The organism is Ferrigenium kumadai (assembly GCF_018324385.1).
Taxonomy (GTDB): Bacteria; Pseudomonadota; Gammaproteobacteria; order Burkholderiales; family Gallionellaceae; genus Gallionella; species Gallionella kumadai.
Genome location: NZ_AP019536.1, coordinates 455,168 through 474,073, shown reverse-complemented (window position 1 = coordinate 474,073; position 18,906 = coordinate 455,168). Strand labels below are relative to the sequence as shown.

Below are 18,906 nucleotides of genomic sequence, written 5' to 3'. Positions count from 1 at the left end.
CTCTCGGACGTTACACCCGGAACCGCGCGACCGCGCCCTGCAACTCGACACCCATGCGCTCCAGCTCGCCGATGTCCCGCCCCGTTTGCTCGATCGCAACGTAATTGTTCTCGGCCATTTTGGCGATCTGCTCGATATTGCGCGCGATCTCGCTGCTGGCCCTGCCCTGCTCGGCGACCGACACCGCGATCTCCCCGACTCCCACGTTCGACTCCCTGACCGCCGATCCCGCCTCGCTCAGCACAACGGACATCTTCTCGACATGCTTGTGCGTGGTTTGCAAGGACTGCGCTCCGGAGGCGATGGCCTGTTCGACGCGACTCGACTTCTCGTCCAGCTTGCTGGTCACCTTATCGATCTCGGTTGCCGACTGTGCGGATTTCTCCGCCAGCTTGCGCACCTCGTCGGCCACCACGGCGAAGCCGCGTCCCTGCTCGCCGGCGCGCGCCGCTTCGATCGCCGCGTTCAGCGCCAGCAGGTTGGTCTGGTCTGCGATGTCCTTGACCTGCTGGGTCATGCTGGCGATGGTGCGAGCGCTCTCGACGAACTCGTCGGCCGCCTGCGCGATCTGCTGCACGGTATTTTCGATGCTCTGGATCTCATGCACCATCTCCGCCACGCTGCGGTTCCCCTCCTCGGTCTGTTGCAGGCTTTTCTCGGAGAGGTTGTGCACGGCCTCGGTATTTTCCGCCACCGAATTGATGCTGACAGTCACGGCTTCCACCGCGGCCGCGGTGGAAGAGGCCGCCTCGCTCTGCGCCTGCGAACTGCGGGTGATACCCGCCGACGTAGCGGCGATGCGGCTGGCCGTCTTGCTCACATTGTCTGCATTGCCGAGCACCTGCCGGATGATGGTCGTGAAGCTGTCGATCAGGGCATTGAACGCAACCGCCATCTGCCCCACCTCGTCCCTGCTGCGCACCGTGACGCGGCGCGTCAGGTCGCCGTCGGCCTGCATCGCCAGCATGACCTGCTGCAACTCACGGGTGGGCCGGGTCACCTGGTTGATCAGCCAGCCGATCACGAAGAACAGTACCAGCTGGATCAGCAACTGTCCGCCCCACAGGATTGCGCTGGCACGGTTCATCGCATCGTATTCTGCGGTCATGTCCAGGCTGACGCTGACCGCACCGATCACCGCGCCATCCTCGACGGTGTGACACTGCAGGCAATTGGTGCCGGTGCCGCGAAAATCCCTGGCCGCCGCAAACGGCTCGACCACGCGCAATATCCGTTTCCCCTCATGGTCGACCAACTCGCTCTGCCGCTGGCCGGTCTGCAACGCAGAACGATCGAGTTCGTCCTTGGCCTGCTCGTCGGGCTGCGCCTGCCCGAACTGTTCCTGAACCTGCTTGCCGCGGATGGTACGCAGCTCTTCCGCATTGGTGGAAGCCGCCATCTTCTTGACGAACAGACGCCGTTGCTCGGCATCGCCGATGGTGCCGTTCAGCATCATCATGTTCAGGCCATTGAACACCCCGTCCGCGGGGATCGCCGCTCGGTTCTTCGCATCTTCCAGCACACGTGCCTCGTACTGGTCGAAAGCCCAGCGCTGCGCGCTGATCAACACCACCAGCAATATCAGCTGGATGGGAATCTGCAGCTTGTTCTTGATCGAAAGGGCACTCCACCAATTATTCATTTCATTCACCTGTACGGTTGATCGCCTATAGTTCTAAACCTTGAAACGCCTGACAGTCTTGCTGAGATTTTCGGAGAGCGACTCCATCGATTTCACCGCCTCCACCGTGCGCTTGACCACGTCGTTGCTGCGGCTCGCCATCATGGCGATCTGATCGACGTTGCGCGCGATCTCCTGGCTGGCATCGCGCTGCCTGTTGATGGAAACGGAGATCTCCTCCAGGCCGCGATTGACGCTATCCACCGATGTGTTCGCCTCGACCAGCACCCCCGTCACCTCGCGGATGTGCTCCTGACTGCTCTGCAATGCGCTCATGCCGCGCTGCACGGTCTTTTCGACCTGGCCCGATTGCGCCCCCAACGACTGCGTCACCTCGTCGATCTGCGTGGCCGATTGGGCGGACTTCTCCGCCAGCTTGCGCACCTCGTCCGCCACCACGGCGAAACCGCGGCCCTGTTCGCCGGCACGCGCCGCCTCGATCGCCGCATTCAATGCCAGCAGGTTGGTCTGCTCGGCAATGTCGCGCACCTGCTGCGTCATGTTGGTGATGCTCTGGGTGTTGCTGACGAATTCGCCCACCGAGGTCGCTATCTCCTTGACCGCGCTCTCCACACGCTCCAGCTCCTGCACCATCTCCTGCAGGCTCTCCTGCCCGCGATTGGCACGCTCCAGGCTCTCGTGCGACAGCCGGGCCACATGATTGGCCCCCTCTGCGACCTGAGCGATGCTCGCGCTCACCTGCTCCACCGCACTTGACGTGGCGGCAGCCGCATCGCTCTGTGACTGGGCGCTTTGAGCAAGCTGCTCGGCATCCTGCGCCAGGGAGTGCGCGGCGCTGGCCACCTGGGTGGCATGCCCTTCGACCTGGCTCACGGCGACCTGGAAACTGCCGGTAAGTTCGTTGAATGCCTGCGCGGTCTTGCCGATCTCGTCTTCGCTGCGCACCGCGACACGCTTGGCCAGGTCGCTATCGGCCTGCATGGTCTGCATGGCTTTTTGCAACTCGCGGGTGGGGCGAATGACGAAACTGATCAGCCAGCCGATAAGGAAGTAGAGGAATATCTGCACGACGACCTGCGCCCCCCAAAGCACCATGTTGGCCTTGCGGATCACTGCCAGCTCATCGGAAATATCCACGGTGATGCTGGCCGCGCCATTGACCGTTCCTTCCGGGACGGTATGGCACATCAGGCAATTGGTGCCGCGGAAATCTTTTCTGGCGATGAACGGCACCACCACGCGCAAGGCTTGCGCGCCATTCTTGCTCTGCAAGCTGGTCTGCTCCTTGCCGGAGGCCAAAGCGAGTTTGTCCATCTCATCCTGTGCCTGCTCGGAAGGCAGCCCAGGGCCGAACTGATCTTGCACCGGCTTGTTGCGGATGACACGCAAGTCCAGCACTTTGTCAGACGCGCCCATCTTGTGGACGAACAGCGCACGCTGGTCGGCATCGCTAATGATGCCATTGAGCATCAGCATGTTCAGCCCGTTCAGCACACCGTCGGCGGCGACTGCGGCTTTTTGCCTGGTTTCCTCAAACACCCGCGCTTCGAACTTGTCCAGCGCGGCGCGCTGCGCGATCACCATGATCGCCAGCAGAATCAGCTGGATGGGAATCTGCAGCTTGTTCTTGAGCGAAAGCCTGCTCCACCAATTATTCATTTTTGTCCTCTCCTGAGTGCCGGACTGCATGGGGGAATCCCGTTATGGTCTGTACTCTAACGGCAACAAATCAATTTTCTTTAGGCGAACAGCGATAAAAAACCTCTTCAATTCGGATGTTTAGGCGAGCTTCCTACAACTCGTGTAGGCAAAATTCCTACATCCCGGTTCATGATTAAACCTGCCGTTTGGTTGCTCGCCCGACCGGAACAACACAGGCGGAATTCAGGGAAGGGATGCCCCCGCGACAATGTCGCCAGGAAGTTGGTTCAGAACGGGGAATCGGCAGCAGCGCGTCAATTGACCTTGGCAGGAGGCATCGGCGCAGGTGGAAGCGAGCCCACGCCTTGCTTGATGGTGTCGCCAAGTTTTTCATCGTTCGCTTCGGCTTCCACGCCGACCTTGCCGCCATCGTGGCGCGCAGCCTCTTCGGCCTTCTTGTTCATCACGATCATGCTGATGCGGCGGTTGACCGGACTCAGCGGATCGTCCTTGTTGAACAGCACGGCCGACGACAAGCCCACCACGCGCACGATCTTGTCCTCCGCCATGCCGCCCGCGATCAACTCGCGGCGCGATGCATTGGCCCGGTCCGCGGACAGCTCCCAGTTGCTGTAGCCCTTGCCACCTCCACTGTAGGGAGCAGCGTCGGTATGGCCGGACAGGCTGATCTTGTTGGGCACCTCGTTCAGTGTCTTGCCGATCTCGTGCAGAATTTCCCTGGTGTAGGGTTCGAGCTGTGCGCGTCCGCTCTGGAACATCGCGCGGTTCTGCTCATCAACGATCTGGATGCGCAGCCCTTCGCTGGTGATGTCGAGCAGGATCTGGTTCTTGAATTTCTGCAGCTTGGCGTTGTTCTCGATCACCTTCTCGATGTTGGTCTTCAGCTCCTTGAGCTTTTCGACTTCCTTCTCGCGCTCGATACGCAATATTTCCTGCTGCGCCGCCTTGATATCGACGACTTTCTTTTCTTCGACCTGCGCGCCGGACTTGACCTGCCCCTCGCTGCGCGTCAGGTCTTTTCCGCCGCCCTTGATGATGCTGGTGCTGTCGCCGCTGCCCTCTCCGCCCATCAGGGCAACCTTGAGCGGCGTTTTGAAGTATTCGGAGATCCCCTGCAGATCGCCCTTGGCCGTCGAACCCAGCAGCCACATCAGAAGGAAGAACGCCATCATCGCCGTCACGAAGTCGGCATAGGCGATCTTCCATGCACCGCCATGATGCCCGCCCACCACCTTCTTGATGCGCTTTACGACGATGGGTTTCTTGTTCCTGTCATCGGCCATGCCGGTCTCCGCGCTCGCTTAGCGTTTCTGTTTGACGTGCTGTTCCAGCTCGATGAAGCCCGGACGCTCGGTGGAGTTCAGCACCTTCCGGCCGAATTCGACGGCCATCGCCGGCGCATAGCCATTGAGGTTGGCCAGCAACGTGACCTTGATGGTCTGGAACATCTTGGTGCCCTCTTCGGCCTTCTGCTCCAGCAGCGTGGCCAATGGACCCACAAACCCGTAAGCCAGCAGGATGCCGAGGAAGGTGCCCACCAGCGCGTGGGCGATCAATATCCCCAATTCGGAGGGAGGGATGCCGACCGACTCCATGGTATGCACCACGCCCATCACCGCCGCGACGATACCGAAGGCTGGCATCGCATCTCCCAGTTTGGCGATCACATGGGAGGACACCAGCGCTTCATGGTGATGCGTCTCGATCTCGACATCCATCAGATTCTCGATCTCCATCGCATTCAGGTTGCCGCTGACCATGATGCGCAGATAATCGGTCATGAATTCGACCACATGATGATCGGAGAGGACTTTGGGGTATTTGGCGAAGATCGGGCTTTCTTCGGGTTTCTCGACATCGCCCTCGATCGACATCAACCCTTCCTTGCGCACTTTGCCGAGCAGCTCATACATCAGCTCCATGTATGTTTCTTTGGTGTATTTGGGGCCTTTGAGTACCGACGGCAGATCTTTCAACGTAGCCTTGATCGCCTTGCCGGAATTGCCCACAAAAAAGGCGCCTAGCGCGGCTCCGCCGATCATCAGCAACTCCACTGGCTGGAACAGTGCGCCCAGATGCCCGCCGGCCAACGCAAAGCCTCCGAACACCGAGCCCAACACCACGACATAACCGACGATGACTAGCATATACTCTTCGCTCCCTGTTATTTTTTATCCCTGCCAAGGGGGCTCGCCGGCGCCATCATTGTCAGCTTGCGAGCCGTGCCTCATACGCATTCTAAAGCAAATCTGCAATACGGGCAGCCACTTGGATGGCATATGGGAAGCCGCCGCCCCTTGACAATCGATAGCGAAGTCAGCTTGGCGAAGGAGTTATGGAATTCAGGCTGCGGCGGCGAGGTCAGCCAGCTTGGCCGCCTTGGTTTTTCCGGCTCGTGCGGGAGGATGGCAAATGCCGCACACGTAGTTGTTATGCAAGTCATCCGCATGCGTCACAAAGTGGCCGCCGCACTCCTTGCATGGAACGAGTTGCAGCATCCCTGCCTTGAAGAAGCGCACCAGAAACCAGGCACGGGTGATGCTCAGCACCGGCTCGGCGCCGTCGATGCCCTGCATCTGGTCGAGATACAAACGGTAAGCGGTGATCAGCGCCTGCACGCCGTCGATCCCGGCGTTCCTGACCAGGAACTGATAGATATCCATGAACAGGGACGAATGGATATTCGGCTGCCAGCTCATGAACCAATCGGTCGAGTAAGGCAGCATCCCCTTGGAAGGCGATTCGCCCTTAATTTCCTTATACAGCCGGAGCAAGCGCTCTCGGCTCAGCGAAGTCTCTTCCTGCAACAATTGCAAGCGCGCGCCCAGCTCGATCAGCTCGATCGCGACCTTGACCTGTTGAGCCTCGCCCAATACGGTTTTAGCAGCCACGGCAACCACCTTTCTACGCCAGTTCTTCGACGGGTTGGGCCGACATCAGGATCGCCGCATGCGCCTGGGACATCATGCGATCCTTGCTGAAGCCGGTGACCATGTTGAGCAGCAGATTCTCGTCGAAGCGGAAACGGCACAGCAGCATGTTGGACGCGGCCATCTTGATGACTTGCGCAGGCGTCAGGCTGGCAATCACGTCCACCATATCCTGGCTCAGCCCCAAACGGAAAATCGCGGACGGCTTGTCTTCCTTGATCATCTGCTGAGCCAGCATCAGATAAGTCAGATTCATTTCGCGGATGCCTTCTTGCAATTGCATGGTGTTCATATAGCCCCCTTGTAAGCCAGTGAAGAACGGGTGAATCAAAGTGATTCATTCGATGATTGAGGTAGCGCATGCATACCGAATCTCGACGGTTGCATTATTCCGGGCGGGGCGATGGGAGGAAATCAGAAGCGTGCCGTTTTTTTTGTAAGAATTCCAGAATGGAGCCTGTAGGAATTTTCCTTACAAAACGCAACCCTCCGCCTCAGGGTGAGAGCGGAGGGTTGGGGTGAGGCGCCGGCTTGCAAGGGGTCAAAACCAGCGCTCTTAGTTGAGTTATCGGCAGCATCAAGGGAAACTTTAGGGCGATTTGCGAAAATTTACTTGCCCAATATCAATGAGTTATAAATTCTGTCGATTTATTTTTCAAAAATCACCCGATTCCGCCCCGCCTCTTTCGCCGCATACAAACGCTCGTCGGCGCGGATCAGCAAATCCTCGATCGAGTCGATGCCCTCTTTCTTTTCCGCCACGCCGATGCTGACGGTCAAATGGATATTCCCCGTTTGGCTCTTGAGGGGCTGCGCGGCCACATTCAGCCGCAGCCGCTCGGCGCACTGGCGAGCCGCCTCGATATCGGTGTCCGGACAGATCACCACGAACTCTTCACCACCATAACGACACACCACATCCTGGGTGCGCGCCGACTGACGCAAGGTATCGGCGACGAATTTCAGCGCATCGTCCCCCGTCTGATGCCCGAACTCATCGTTGATTGACTTGAAATGATCGATATCGACCATCATGCACGACAATGCGCGCTCACCGCGCTGGGATAACGCCCACTCCTGCTCGAGACGCTCCCTCGCAAACCGGCGGTTGGGCAATTCGGTAAGCGCATCGGTCAACGCCAGGCGTTGCAGACGCTCATTGGACTCGGCCAGTTCGCGGGAAAAACGCACCAGTTGTTCGCGGTCGAAAGCCAGCTCTTCCTGCAACTGCACCACCCGCTGCGCGGCACGCAGCCGTGCGAAAAATATCTTCTGCGTGAGCGGCTTGACCAGGTAATCGTCCGCGCCCGCCTCGAATGCCTCGACCAGCCGGTCCACGCTTTCCTGCGAAGTCAGGATGGTCACATACACATTGCGCCGCTCGGCGCTTTCGCGCAGCTTGCTGCACAGCTCGATGCCGCCCATTTCCGGCATCCTCCAGTCGGTGATCACCAGCTGCGGGCGCACCTGGTCGAACAAGCGCATCGCCTCTGCGCCGTTGCGAGCGACCGTTACATCATGTCCGGCCGACTTCAGCATCGCCTCCAGCAACACCCGCATGGACCGGTCATCCTCTACCACCAGCACCCGCAGCTTATAGTGCGCCTGGTCGGCATGTGGCCATTGCGGTACCTCGATCGCCACATCGGCGCTATCCGACTGGCGCAGCAACTCGGCAAACGAGGGAATATGCCAGCCCCCCATATTAAGCAGGGACGTCCACTCCCCCCATTCGCGCGCGCAGGCATCGCCGACCTCAGCCAGAAAATCCTCCTCCACGCCTACGCGCGCGGCCTGCACACGCAACTTCGCCAGCAATACGCCGCGCCCGGCCTGGCCGGACATGCTCACATCAGCCATCAGCGACGCCACGTGCAACAAATTCAACAGGCGCCACTCGCGCGATCCCTCGACCACCTTGCTGGCTTCCGGTCGGGGAAAATCGCGAACCAGCATCTGAAAGATCTTCGGGAATTGCAATTCGGCTAGTATCGCCTCGCTCATCTCCGCCCGATCACAACCGAACCTGTCGTACTCCAACCGGTATTGCTCAGTCAACGCCTCGTCCTGAGCCTGTTCGAGCAGCGTCCCGTAGTCATCCGGGTACACCGTCGCCAGCGCCAATTGCCCGATATGCCCAAGCAGGCCCAGCACGAAGATCTCCTCGGCGGCGGCCAGGCGCGCCCGCTGCGCCAGATGCCGCGCGGCGATAGCCGTCAGCAACGAATGCGCCCAGAAATAAGGGTAGTCGAACTTTTCGCAGGGCCCATGCCGGTAATCCACGATCAGAGAAATGCCCAGCACCAGCTGGCGCAAGGCGCGCGCACCCAGCACCGTCACGGCATCCGCGATGCCGACTATCGGCCTGACGGGATTGGCGAGCAACATATTGGCCGCCTTGATGACCCGCGCGCTCAGCGCGGGATCGCTGCCGATCAGACGGGCGATCTCATGATTGGATGCATTCTCGCGCTGAGTCAGATTGATCACCTCCAGCGCCACTCCTTTCGGGGTGGGCAGGCGTCCGCTGATCTTCAAACGGGTCAACACCGGATTTTCGGGAACAGACATCAATACACTCCAAGACTCAAGTCCGAGTGTACCGCAGCTGCGCACACCATATGCTACGAATAGATGCAAAAAAACAGGGGAGACCGAAGTCTCCCCTGTTCGAACTACTAGCCATCCGACTAACTAGCAAACGACGCTAGGCAAGTCGTTGGTTATGCACTGGCAAACATGCCTCGGCCCTTGAATCACATTCCCAATTCTTCGACCAGCGCCAGGATCTCGCGAGCCCTCTCATCGCTCAGCTGCACCGCCGCATCGGGAGCGCAGCCATGCGGACAAGGCATCCTGTCCTTGACCACACCGAACAACCTGCAGATTGCCGGGCGCACGGCATACACCGAGCAGCGATTGGTCTTGCGATCAAGCAATGGGCAATGGTAATCGCCACGCTTGAGGCCGGATTGCATCTGTCGCTTCACATCCTCAGAGGTTCGGCCGGAAGCCTTGATCACGCGGTGATACTCCAGTCGCGTCATCTCGACGGGACCGCAACAATCGGCACAGCCGGGCTTGCAGGGAAAGCCCGGGATCGTGCTTAGCAACTCATCGATCCGGGCAAGTTTTTCGGCGTTCGTCATATTCGATTGAAGAGATACGAAAAGGCCGGCGAGTGTAGCGGCTCCAGACAAAAAAAAACAGGGGGGACCGAAGTCCCCCCTGTTCATTAGTCAGCAGTTTCTTGGATCGCCACCTAAGACATCAGATGGCTCTCCTCGATTCCGTCAACTTACCATGCAGCTTCCAGCATCATCAGAGTTTCGCTCTTGCCAACCGGTGCAGCAACGTTGTAGAAGCTACCGCTGCGTGCGCTCTGGTTCAGGTGCAGAGCAACGTTCTGGGCCAGGTCATACACCACGGACACCATGAAGCTGTTGTCCTTGGATGCCACGCCAGCGAGCGGACGAGTACCGGAACGGTAAGCCGCGCCGATGTGCAGGGCATTCGGGATCACGCTGTACTCAGCACCGAGGGTCCAAGCGCTCTTGGCGACGGTAGTCGAGCTGTTGTACAGGTTACACTGGTTGTTGGTAGCGGTACCAACCACGCAGGTTGCGCCGGAAGCCGGAGACTTCGCCCAAGTTGCATACACGCCCAGGTCCTTGCCACCCACGGAGCCGTGAGCCTGCAGGTCTGCGAAGGTAGCCTTGGTCTGGTACACCGCACCGTTGGCAACGCCGAGGCCCAAGAGTGCGGGGCCAGCTGCAGCACCGCCGTCACCGGTCGGGCCAGCTTCGGAGGAGCCGCTGATGAAGCCGGCGCCGATGTGGGTAGCCCAGTCGCCCAGAGTCGGAGTAGCTGCGATACGCAGATAGTTGGACTTCATGTCGTACGAAGGAACAGCCTGTCCATTCGCGCCAGGCGCGAAGTTAGGAGTCCAGCGAGTGAAGTTGATGTAGCCGAAGTCGTTCTGAGCAATGAGCGCAACGCCGGTTGCAGCGCCGGTGTAATTGCCGCCGAGACCGTCAGCAGCCGCGTACTGAACCGCAGAAATGTCGCGGCGCTGTTCGGCCCAACGGTTAGCACGCAGCACGCCGGTGCTGGACAGTTCGAAGCCGTAGGAAGCGCCCAGTGTATCGGTAGTGAACGGAACTGCGCCGACCTTGGCGCTGCCCACGTCGAAAATCACCGGCAGCTTGAAGCCGGCCAGCATGCCACCGGTACCGGCGATGACGTTGTTGGTCGGAGTGCCAGCAGTAACGGTATCAACACCAGCAGTGTGGTTAGCCAGGTTGCCTTCGAGCAGGAAGCCGATGTTCTCAGCCACGCGGCCACCGAAGAACAGGCTGAATTCGTCGCCGAATTGCCATTGGCCGCCGCCCACGGTCTGACCCAGACCGTTGCCGGTACCGCTAGCCACGCCGCTGCGCTTCACATAACGCACCTTGGCCAGGATAGCAGCGTTCAGGGTGTCGGGAATGGACAGGTGCTCGCCTTCAACCTTGCCTTGTGCACCCATCATGGTGTAGCCAGCTGCCTTGAATGCGCGGCCGAAACCATTCAGGATCGGGAAGTGTTGTTGGTGACATGCGCTACATGCCATGCCGGTTTGACGAGCAAACGCGGGCAAAGCGGACGCTTCTGGAGCAAATGCGGTTGCTGCCAACACGCCTGCCAGAGAGAGAACGATCTTCTTCATGTGTTTTCCTCTATTTAAAGAAAGTTGATTGATGTTATACAACTTCAAGTGACTGCAAGACCTCCCTGCCATCACTGGGGACGCACTTTATAGAGACGCGCAAAGGGCTGTCAAAAGTTTAGTGGAATGGTGTTGTTTTTTTGCAACAGACCTCCAAGACGGAGGCATCCCATACTTGTCGTTTCATTCGCCGACGCTCTATGCAAGGCCTTTGGGTTGCTAACGGAGCACCCTCCGGAATCCCGGTTGCTCCTCTCGACCCTATGGACAATTAACTTCACCGGGTTTAATCTGCGCGCGACACCCAGACCGCGCTGGAACGGCGATTGCGGTGGTTTCGCTTAGGGCACAACAAAAAGGGGACAATAACAATGAATCGCAATCAATCCGGCTTCACCTTGATCGAAATCGCCATCGTGCTGGTGATCATCGGCCTGCTGCTCGGCGGCGTGCTGAAGGGGCAGGAACTCATCAACAGCGCGAAAGTCAAGAATCTGGCCACGGATTTCAAGAACGTTCCGGTGTTCATCTACGGCTACCAGGACAAGTTCAAGGCATTGCCGGGGGACGACTCTCGGGCGACAACCCATGTAACCGCGACCACCAACGGCAACGGCAACGGCATCATCGAGGGCAACTGGAATGCGACCAGCGGGGAGTCCTTCGACTTCTGGCAACATGTCCGCCTGGCCGGCCTGGCTCCCGGCCCCACATCCACTACGGCGGCCGATTACCTGCCCAAGAATGCGGTGGGCGGAAATATCGGGGTCACCAACAGCAGTGCCACCAACAATCCGGTCACCGGGTTAAAGGGTTCGTATATCGTCTGCTCCAACGCCATCGCCGGAAAATTCGCCAAGCAGCTCGATACGACGCTGGATGACGGCAATACGGCTACCGGTTCGATGATGGCAACTACAGTAGGCACCGCCACCGGAGGAACGCCGAACGGCAACCTCGACGACGACACCACTTATCTGGTGTGCATGGGCTTCTGACGGAATACCCGGCGTGACATTCAGCCCGCCTCGGCGGGCTTTTTTTATTCCCCTTCGCGCAACCGCTTTTCCGCCGTAGCCAGCATCACCGGCTGCCCCAGCAGCACCAGCACATCCTCTGCCTGCAACAGCATGTCGCCCGCCGGCTGGTGACCGCGCACATTGCGGCGGCGCACCGAATTCACCTCCACCGCCAAGGCATCCAGCTCCATCTCTCCCAGCGTCCTGCCCACCGCGTAATCGCCTTCGCGCAGCATCACGCTCTGGAATCGCGGCATCAAGCTTTCCGTGATCTCGCCCACGTCGTCGGCCGCGGTGCGGAAATAACCGCTGAACACGCTGTAGCGGCGCGCACGACTCTCCTGGATGCGGCGGATGACGCGATTGAGCGGCACACCGGACATCAGCAGCGCCTGCGAAGCAAGCATCACGCTGCCCTCCAGCACCTCCGCCACCACCTCGGCCGCGCCCGCTTCCTTGAGTAATTCGAGATTGGTATCGTCGGCGGTGCGCACGATCACCGGGAGGTCCGGGCGAGTCTGTTTGACGTGGTGCAATATCTTCAGCGCGGAGTGCTTGTCGTCGTAGGTGATGACCAGCGTCCTGGCGCGCATCAGACCTGCCGCCTGCAACACCTCGTGTTTGGCGGCATCGCCATACACCACACTCTCCCCTGCGGCCGCCGCTTCACGCACGCGGCGCGAATCGAGATCGAGTGCGATGAAGCTCAGCCCTTCCTCCTCCAGAAACCGCCCCAGCGACTGCCCGCTGCGACCATAGCCGCACAGGATGACGTGCCCGCTGCTCGACATGCTCCGAATGGCGATCTGATGAAGCTGCATCGCACGGCTGGTCCATTCCGCGGCAGAAAAACGGCGTGCGATCGCCTCGCCGTGCTGGATCAGGAAAGGCGCGGCCAGCATGGACAACAGCATCGCCGCCAGGGTGATCTGCATGGCCTCACCGCCGAGCAACTGCGCCCCGTCCGCCAGCGTCAGCAGCACGAAGCCGAACTCGCCCGCTTGCGCCAGGCCGATCGCGCTGCGCAGGGCCACCCCCCAATCGCCCTCGAATACCCGCGCCAGCAACGCCACCACTATCGCCTTGAGCAGGATCAGGCCCAGCAATGCCAGCAGTATCCAGCCGAAGTCGGCCACGACCGCCCCCAGGTTCAGCTTCATGCCGATGGTGACGAAGAACAAACCCAGCAGTACATCGCGGAATGGCTTGATGTCCTCTTCCACCTGGTAGCGGTATTCGGTTTCGGAGATCAGCATGCCCGCCACGAACGCGCCCAGCGCCAGCGACAGTCCCGCCATCTCGGTGAAATACGCCAGTCCCAGCGTGATGAGCAGCACGTTGAGCATGAAGAGCTCGGAGGACTTTTGCTGCGCCACCACATGGAACCAGCGGCGCATGATGTGCTGCCCCACGAACAGCAACAGGAACAATACCAGTATCGCCTTCAGCGTCGCATAGGCGAGCGTGGAAGAAAGGGCGGAGGCACTGGACGCCAACGCCGGAATGATGATCAGCAGCGGCACCACGGCCAGATCCTGAAACAGCAGCACGCCCATCATCTGCTGCCCGTAGGGCAGATTCAGCTCGGCGCGCTCGACCAGCATCTTGCTGACGATCGCGGTCGAGGACATCGCCAGCACGCCGCCAAGAGCCAATCCCGTGCGCCAATCCAGCCCGAACAGTGCGGCCACCGCCATGACCAGCAGGATGGTCACCACCACTTGTGCGCCGCCCAGTCCGAACACCGTGCGCTTCATCGCCCGCAACCGTGTCAGGCTGAATTCCAGCCCGATGCTGAACATCAGGAACACCACGCCGAATTCCGCCAGATGCCGGGTCCCCGGCGCATCCGGTATCCAAGCCAGCGCGTGCGGTCCGATCAGGATGCCGACCGCGAGGTAGCCCAGCATCACCGGCAAATGCAGGATGCGGCACAGCACCACCACCAGCACAGCGGTTGCAAGCAGAATGAGGACGAGTGAAAGGGCGCTATCCATCTATCAAGTGCGTTGTATATGTTGGCCCCCGATAATGCCGCAAGTTGCATGGTTTGCAAAATTTTGCGCTGATATAATCCCTTTCCATGAACAAGCACATTTCCGCCGCGCCGCGTGCGCTCGACCTCGCCCGCGAAGTTTTGAACATCGAAGCAGCCGCCGTACAGGCGTTAAGCACCCGCCTCGACGAAAAATTCCTGCATGCGCTGGACCTCATCCTCAGTTGCGAAGGCCGCGTCATCGTCAGCGGCATGGGCAAGTCCGGGCACATCGCGCGCAAGATCGCCGCGACCATGGCCAGCACCGGCACCCCCGCCTACTTTGTGCATCCGGGCGAGGCCAGCCACGGCGACCTCGGCATGATCACCGACGAAGATGTCATCATCGCGCTGTCCTATTCCGGCGAAAGCCAGGAACTGATGACCATCGTGCCCGTGATCAAACGCCAGGGCGCGAAACTCATCAGCATGACCGGCAATCCGAAATCGAGCCTGGCACTGGCGGCCGACGTGCACCTCGACGCGCACGTGGACAAGGAAGCCTGCCCGATGGGACTAGCTCCCACCACCAGCACCACCGCGACACTGGCGCTGGGCGATGCGCTGGCGATGGCACTGCTGGATGCCAAGGGGTTCGGCAAAGAGGATTTCGCGCGATCGCATCCCGGCGGCAGCCTGGGAAGGCGCCTGCTCACCCATGTGCGCGACATCATGCGCAGCGGCGAACGCGTGCCGATGGTGCGTGAGAACGCGATGCTGGGCGATGCGATCCTGGAGATCTCGAAAAAGGGCGTGGGCATGACCGCGATCGTGGACGACCAGGAACGCGTGCTGGGCATCTATACCGACGGCGACTTGCGCCGCACGCTGGAAAAGAGACTGGATTTCGGCACCACCCCGGTGCGCAGCGTGATGTCCGCCAACCCGCGCTGCATCGGGCCGGACAACCTCGCCGCCGAAGCGGTGCAGATGATGGAGCAGTACAACATCAGCCAGATGCTGGTGGTGGACGAGAAAAACAGGCTGGTCGGAGCATTGAACATGCACGACCTGTTACATGCAAAAGTTATTTAGGGGAAAACCATGATGTTGAGCCGCGCAAAACTGATTCGCCTGATGGCCTTCGATGTGGATGGCGTCATGACCGACGGCGGGCTGTACCTGTCCGACTCCGGCGAGGAATTCAAACGCTTCAATTCGCTCGACGGCCACGGCATCAAGATGCTGCGCGCCAGCGGCGTGGAAGTCGCCATCATCACCGGCCGCACTTCTCGTTGCGTCGAGTTGCGCGCCCATAACCTCGGCATCACCCACGTTTACCAGGGCGTGGAGCGCAAGCTGGACGCGATGCTCGACCTGCTCAACAAGCTCAAGCTGTCGCGCGATGCCGCCGCTTACATGGGCGATGATGTGGTGGATCTGTGCGTGATGCGCCATGTCGGCCTGTCGATCTGCGTACCGGAATCCCCGCGTCTGGTGCGCGAACATTCCGACTACGTCACGCAACTCGGCGGCGGTCGCGGTGCGGTACGCGAAGCCTGCGAGATGATCATGTCGGCGCAGGGTACGCTGGACGCACAATTGGCCACTTACTTGAAATGACCCTCGTCTCCCGCGCCCGCTACTGGCTGCCGCTGCTGCCGCTGCTGGGGTTGCTGGGTGTCACCTACTGGCTGAACCTGCAAGTTAAGCCCGAGGCCGCGAAACCGGATAGCGGCAAGCGCCACGATCCCGACGCCATCATGGAAAACTTTTCCGCCGTGAAATTCAACGTACAGGGCGCGACGCGCTTCATCATGGCTGCAAAGAAGATGCAGCACTATCCTGACGACGACAGCACCACGCTGGAAGTGCCGCGCCTGACCACGCTGTCCGCAGATCGCCCGGCGATCCACGTCATCGCCAAGCGCGGCACCGTCTCGAAACGCGGTGATGAGGTCTTCCTGTACGATGATGTCGAGGTTCTGCGCGAGGCCAGCGCCGACCGGGAGGAACTCACCCTGCAAACCGAATTTCTGCATGTTGTCCCGGACCGGGACTGGGCAGACACCGGCCGCCCGGTCACCATCGTCGATGCGCACAACACCATACATGCGATCGGGCTGGAAATGGACAACAATGCACGCACCCTGAAACTGTTATCGCAGGTAAGAAGCGAACATGTACCGACCCCTAAGTAAACTGACGCTCACCCTTCTGCTGTTGCTTATTGCACCGGCCTGTTTCGCCGAACGCGCCGACCGCGACAAGCCGGTGCACATTGAAGCAGACCAGGTGCTGGTGGACGACGCACAGCAGATCAGCACCTTCATCGGCAACGTGCAAATGACCCAGGGCACGATGGTGATCCGCGGCGACAAGATCATCGTCGTGCAGGACAACGAGGGCTTCAAGCACGGCACGGCTTACGGCAAGACCGCCAGCTTCCGGCAAAAGCGCGAGGGGCTGGATGAGTACGTGGAAGGCTACGGCGAACGCATCGAGTACGACACGCGCGCCGAGACTGTGGACTTCTACGTGAAGGCGCGCGTCAAGCGCAACCTCGACGAGGTGCGCGGCGAGCACATCACCTACAACCAGAAGACCGATATCTTCCAGGTGAACAGCAGCGATGCTTCATCCGCGAGCACCCCACCCAAGCGGGTGCGGGCGATATTGCAACCCAAACCCAAGGATGGCGCGGCCAAACCACCCGCGCCCGATGCGCTGCCCATCAAACCGAGCGAATCGATCTCCCCGACGGAAGAATAGACATGAGCGAATTGCGCGCAGTTGGCCTGAAGAAAAAATACGGTTCTCGCATCGTGGTGCACGATGCCTCGTTATCACTGAACAGCGGTGAAGTCGTCGGCCTGCTTGGCCCGAACGGTGCGGGCAAGACCACTTCGTTCTACATGATCGTCGGATTGGTCGCTGCCGACGGCGGGGATATCTTCATCGACGGGCAGAACATCACCCATCTGCCTATCCACCGCCGCGCACGCCTGGGGGTGGGCTACCTGCCGCAGGAAGCCTCGATCTTCCGCCGCATGACCGTGGCGCAGAACATCCAGGCGGTGCTGGAACTGCAGGGATTGTCCGACGACGACCTCCAGAACCGCCTGGAAGAATTGCTGGAAGACCTGCACATCACCCATATCCGCGACAACCCCGCCATCAGCCTGTCCGGCGGCGAGCGGCGGCGCGTCGAGATCGCCCGCGCCCTCGCAACCGATCCGCGCTTCATCCTGCTCGACGAACCGTTCGCCGGCGTGGATCCCATCGCCGTACTGGACATCCAGAAGATCATCCGCTTCCTCAAGGAGCGCAACATCGGCGTGCTGATCACCGACCACAACGTGCGCGAAACGCTGGGTATCTGCGACCGCGCCTACATCATCAATGCCGGCGCAGTGATGGCCGAAGGCAAGCCGGATGAAATCATCTATAATGAGGGCGTGAGGAAAGTATATCTGGGTGAACATTTCAAGCTGTAATAGAAAATGAAGCCCGGAAAAAAACACCAGGCATGAAGGCATCTCTCCAACTCAGGCTGTCCCAGCAACTGACGCTTACCCCGCAGTTGCAACAGGCTATCCGTTTGCTGCAGCTCTCCACGCAGGACATCCACCAGGAAGTCGCCCGCATGCTGGACGAAAACCCCTTGCTGGAAGCGGCAGAGGAACCCGCATCGGCCATCTATTCCCCCGGCACCTCATCTATGGAATCGCGCGGCAGCGCAAGCAACGACGAGGATGGCACATCGTCTCGCGACGAGCGCGATGTGGACGGTCTGGCCAGCGAACCCGCCGAGTGGAGCAGCAGGACTGCGCGCAGCGCCGACGACGAAGACGACAGCTACCCGGAACAGGCCGCTGAACAGGCCAGCCTGCGCGAACATCTGCACAATCAACTGACCACCAGTTCACTGGACGAACGCGACCGCAAGGTGGTCAGCCTGCTGATCGATGCGCTGGACGAGAACGGTTACCTGGTACAGGACCTGGCCGAACTTGCCGAACTGTTGCCCGCCGAACTGGCGATCTCTCTGGATGACCTGGAGACCGCACTGGTGCAATTGCAGCACCTCGACCAGCCCGGGCTGGGAGCGCGCAACCTGGGCGAATGCCTCGCGCTGCAGCTCAAGGCGCTGCCGGAAGATACGCCGCAACGCGACCTGTCGATCAGCCTGGTGAGCCGACATCTCGACCTGCTCGCCGCCCACGATTTCGCCAGGATCAAGAAGCTGCTGCGCTGCTCAGATGACCAGTTGCGCAGCGCACAGCACCTGATCATCGGGCTCAACCCGAAGCCGGGCGCGGAATTCGACCAGAGTGTCGCGGACTACGTGGTCCCGGACGTGATCGTGGAGAAGCACAAGAACCAGTGGCGCGCCCGCCTCAACACGGAAGCGATGCCCAAACTGCGCATCAACCAGATCTACGCCAACATCCTGCAGCAGCGCGACGACAAGAACGCCTCGCAGCTCGCCACCCAGCTGCAGGAAGCGAAGTGGCTGATCAAGAACCTGCAACAGCGTTTCGAGACCATCTTGCGCGTGGCTCAGGCCATCGTGGATCGGCAGACCAACTTTCTCGAGCACGGCGAGATCGGCATGCGCCCGCTGGTGCTGCGCGAGATCGCCGAGGCGCTCGACCTGCACGAGTCGACCGTCTCGCGCAGCACCACGCAGAAATTCATGCTGACGCCGCGCGGCATCTACGAATTCAAGCATTTCTTTGGCAGCGGACTGGCCACGGAAAGCGGCGGCACCTGTTCTTCCACCGCAATACGCGAACTGATCAAACAAATGGTCAGCGCGGAAGACCGGCGCAAACCGCTTACCGACAGCCGCATGTCGGAAATTTTGGCACAGCAGGGCATCGTAGTCGCCCGGCGTACCATAGCAAAGTACCGGGAAGCGCTGCACATACTCCCGGTGAACCTCCGTAAATCACTCTAAAAGGAGC

Annotated in this window: 17 protein-coding genes; 7 read left to right on the top strand and 10 right to left on the bottom strand. The window is 60.2% G+C overall.

Features of this window, described 5'->3' with window-relative positions; translation table 11 throughout:
• Window positions 1–10: 10 nt before the first annotated feature.
• The 9 genes from FGKAn22_RS02180 to FGKAn22_RS02140 all read right to left on the bottom strand — a co-directional run bounded on the left by FGKAn22_RS02180 (window position 11) and on the right by FGKAn22_RS02140 (window position 10,942).
• The gene (locus FGKAn22_RS02180) at window positions 11–1,642 is read right to left on the bottom strand and encodes a methyl-accepting chemotaxis protein (protein WP_212786351.1); all 1,632 of its coding nucleotides are present in this window, start codon (window positions 1,640–1,642) and stop codon (window positions 11–13) included.
• A 33-nt stretch (window positions 1,643–1,675) separates the two neighbouring features.
• Window positions 1,676–3,301, bottom strand: coding sequence for a methyl-accepting chemotaxis protein (locus FGKAn22_RS02175; protein ID WP_212786350.1), 1,626 nt, complete (start codon window positions 3,299–3,301; stop codon window positions 1,676–1,678).
• A 296-nt stretch (window positions 3,302–3,597) separates the two neighbouring features.
• Complete coding sequence (gene motB / locus FGKAn22_RS02170) at window positions 3,598–4,587, bottom strand: flagellar motor protein MotB (RefSeq protein ID WP_212786349.1); 990 nt, start codon at window positions 4,585–4,587, stop codon at window positions 3,598–3,600.
• 18 nt (window positions 4,588–4,605) lie between these two features.
• Complete coding sequence (gene motA / locus FGKAn22_RS02165) at window positions 4,606–5,451, bottom strand: flagellar motor stator protein MotA (protein WP_212786348.1); 846 nt, start codon at window positions 5,449–5,451, stop codon at window positions 4,606–4,608.
• Window positions 5,452–5,646: 195 nt separating this feature from the next.
• Entirely contained in the window at window positions 5,647–6,195 is a 549-nt protein-coding gene (flhC, locus tag FGKAn22_RS02160; RefSeq protein ID WP_212786347.1) for a flagellar transcriptional regulator FlhC, read from the bottom strand.
• Between the two features lie 13 nt (window positions 6,196–6,208).
• Entirely contained in the window at window positions 6,209–6,526 is a 318-nt protein-coding gene (gene flhD, locus FGKAn22_RS02155) for a flagellar transcriptional regulator FlhD (RefSeq protein WP_212786346.1), read from the bottom strand.
• Window positions 6,527–6,882: 356 nt separating this feature from the next.
• The gene (locus FGKAn22_RS02150; protein ID WP_212786345.1) at window positions 6,883–8,805 is read right to left on the bottom strand and encodes a diguanylate cyclase; all 1,923 of its coding nucleotides are present in this window, start codon (window positions 8,803–8,805) and stop codon (window positions 6,883–6,885) included.
• 185 nt (window positions 8,806–8,990) lie between these two features.
• Window positions 8,991–9,383, bottom strand: coding sequence for a YkgJ family cysteine cluster protein (locus tag FGKAn22_RS02145; protein ID WP_212786344.1), 393 nt, complete (start codon window positions 9,381–9,383; stop codon window positions 8,991–8,993).
• A 149-nt stretch (window positions 9,384–9,532) separates the two neighbouring features.
• Entirely contained in the window at window positions 9,533–10,942 is a 1,410-nt protein-coding gene (locus FGKAn22_RS02140; protein WP_212786343.1) for a hypothetical protein, read from the bottom strand.
• 371 nt (window positions 10,943–11,313) lie between these two features.
• Between FGKAn22_RS02140 and FGKAn22_RS02135 the strand changes: the two genes are divergently transcribed.
• A complete protein-coding gene (locus tag FGKAn22_RS02135; RefSeq protein WP_212786342.1) occupies window positions 11,314–11,940 on the top strand; it encodes a prepilin-type N-terminal cleavage/methylation domain-containing protein in 627 nt (208 codons plus the stop codon).
• A 44-nt stretch (window positions 11,941–11,984) separates the two neighbouring features.
• Here the strand turns inward: FGKAn22_RS02135 and FGKAn22_RS02130 are convergent, their stop codons facing one another.
• On the bottom strand, window positions 11,985–13,958 hold the full coding sequence (locus FGKAn22_RS02130; RefSeq protein ID WP_212786341.1) for a monovalent cation:proton antiporter family protein: 1,974 nt from the start codon (window positions 13,956–13,958) through the stop codon (window positions 11,985–11,987).
• An 86-nt stretch (window positions 13,959–14,044) separates the two neighbouring features.
• Between FGKAn22_RS02130 and FGKAn22_RS02125 the strand changes: the two genes are divergently transcribed.
• Genes FGKAn22_RS02125 through FGKAn22_RS02100 form a run of 6 tightly spaced genes read left to right on the top strand, consistent with a single transcriptional unit; the run spans window position 14,045 to window position 18,899 of the window.
• Entirely contained in the window at window positions 14,045–15,031 is a 987-nt protein-coding gene (locus FGKAn22_RS02125; protein WP_212786340.1) for a KpsF/GutQ family sugar-phosphate isomerase, read from the top strand.
• A 9-nt stretch (window positions 15,032–15,040) separates the two neighbouring features.
• On the top strand, window positions 15,041–15,559 hold the full coding sequence (locus FGKAn22_RS02120; protein WP_212786339.1) for a KdsC family phosphatase: 519 nt from the start codon (window positions 15,041–15,043) through the stop codon (window positions 15,557–15,559).
• Window positions 15,556–16,137 carry an LPS export ABC transporter periplasmic protein LptC gene (lptC, locus tag FGKAn22_RS02115; RefSeq protein WP_212786338.1) on the top strand — a complete coding sequence of 194 codons (582 nt, stop codon included), beginning with the start codon at window positions 15,556–15,558 and terminating at the stop codon, window positions 16,135–16,137. Before FGKAn22_RS02120 ends, lptC begins: the two co-directional genes overlap by 4 nt.
• Window positions 16,118–16,708, top strand: coding sequence for a lipopolysaccharide transport periplasmic protein LptA (lptA, locus tag FGKAn22_RS02110; RefSeq protein ID WP_212786337.1), 591 nt, complete (start codon window positions 16,118–16,120; stop codon window positions 16,706–16,708). The genes lptC and lptA overlap by 20 nt, the downstream gene beginning before the upstream one ends.
• Window positions 16,709–16,710: 2 nt before the next feature.
• Window positions 16,711–17,433 (top strand): LPS export ABC transporter ATP-binding protein, encoded by a 723-nt coding sequence (gene lptB, locus FGKAn22_RS02105; RefSeq protein WP_212786336.1) that lies wholly within the window; start codon window positions 16,711–16,713, stop codon window positions 17,431–17,433.
• Window positions 17,434–17,465: 32 nt separating this feature from the next.
• A complete protein-coding gene (locus FGKAn22_RS02100; protein ID WP_212786335.1) occupies window positions 17,466–18,899 on the top strand; it encodes an RNA polymerase factor sigma-54 in 1,434 nt (477 codons plus the stop codon).
• The last annotated feature ends 7 nt before the right edge of the window (window positions 18,900–18,906 follow it).

What these genes read in the sequence shown, in the direction of transcription:
- FGKAn22_RS02140 (WP_212786343.1), bottom strand. Translation starts at nt 10,942, where the DNA reads ATGAAGAAGATCGTTCTCTCTCTGGCAGGCGTGTTGGCAGCAACCGCA.
- FGKAn22_RS02125 (WP_212786340.1), top strand. Translation starts at nt 14,045, where the DNA reads ATGAACAAGCACATTTCCGCCGCGCCGCGTGCGCTCGACCTCGCCCGC.
- FGKAn22_RS02130 (WP_212786341.1), bottom strand. Translation starts at nt 13,958, where the DNA reads ATGGATAGCGCCCTTTCACTCGTCCTCATTCTGCTTGCAACCGCTGTG.
- FGKAn22_RS02150 (WP_212786345.1), bottom strand. Translation starts at nt 8,805, where the DNA reads ATGTCTGTTCCCGAAAATCCGGTGTTGACCCGTTTGAAGATCAGCGGA.
- flhD (WP_212786346.1), bottom strand. Translation starts at nt 6,526, where the DNA reads ATGAACACCATGCAATTGCAAGAAGGCATCCGCGAAATGAATCTGACT.
- FGKAn22_RS02100 (WP_212786335.1), top strand. Translation starts at nt 17,466, where the DNA reads ATGAAGGCATCTCTCCAACTCAGGCTGTCCCAGCAACTGACGCTTACC.
- motB (WP_212786349.1), bottom strand. Translation starts at nt 4,587, where the DNA reads ATGGCCGATGACAGGAACAAGAAACCCATCGTCGTAAAGCGCATCAAG.
- FGKAn22_RS02175 (WP_212786350.1), bottom strand. Translation starts at nt 3,301, where the DNA reads ATGAATAATTGGTGGAGCAGGCTTTCGCTCAAGAACAAGCTGCAGATT.
- lptB (WP_212786336.1), top strand. Translation starts at nt 16,711, where the DNA reads ATGAGCGAATTGCGCGCAGTTGGCCTGAAGAAAAAATACGGTTCTCGC.
- FGKAn22_RS02145 (WP_212786344.1), bottom strand. Translation starts at nt 9,383, where the DNA reads ATGACGAACGCCGAAAAACTTGCCCGGATCGATGAGTTGCTAAGCACG.
- lptA (WP_212786337.1), top strand. Translation starts at nt 16,118, where the DNA reads ATGTACCGACCCCTAAGTAAACTGACGCTCACCCTTCTGCTGTTGCTT.
- FGKAn22_RS02120 (WP_212786339.1), top strand. Translation starts at nt 15,041, where the DNA reads ATGATGTTGAGCCGCGCAAAACTGATTCGCCTGATGGCCTTCGATGTG.
- FGKAn22_RS02135 (WP_212786342.1), top strand. Translation starts at nt 11,314, where the DNA reads ATGAATCGCAATCAATCCGGCTTCACCTTGATCGAAATCGCCATCGTG.
- FGKAn22_RS02180 (WP_212786351.1), bottom strand. Translation starts at nt 1,642, where the DNA reads ATGAATAATTGGTGGAGTGCCCTTTCGATCAAGAACAAGCTGCAGATT.
- lptC (WP_212786338.1), top strand. Translation starts at nt 15,556, where the DNA reads ATGACCCTCGTCTCCCGCGCCCGCTACTGGCTGCCGCTGCTGCCGCTG.
- motA (WP_212786348.1), bottom strand. Translation starts at nt 5,451, where the DNA reads ATGCTAGTCATCGTCGGTTATGTCGTGGTGTTGGGCTCGGTGTTCGGA.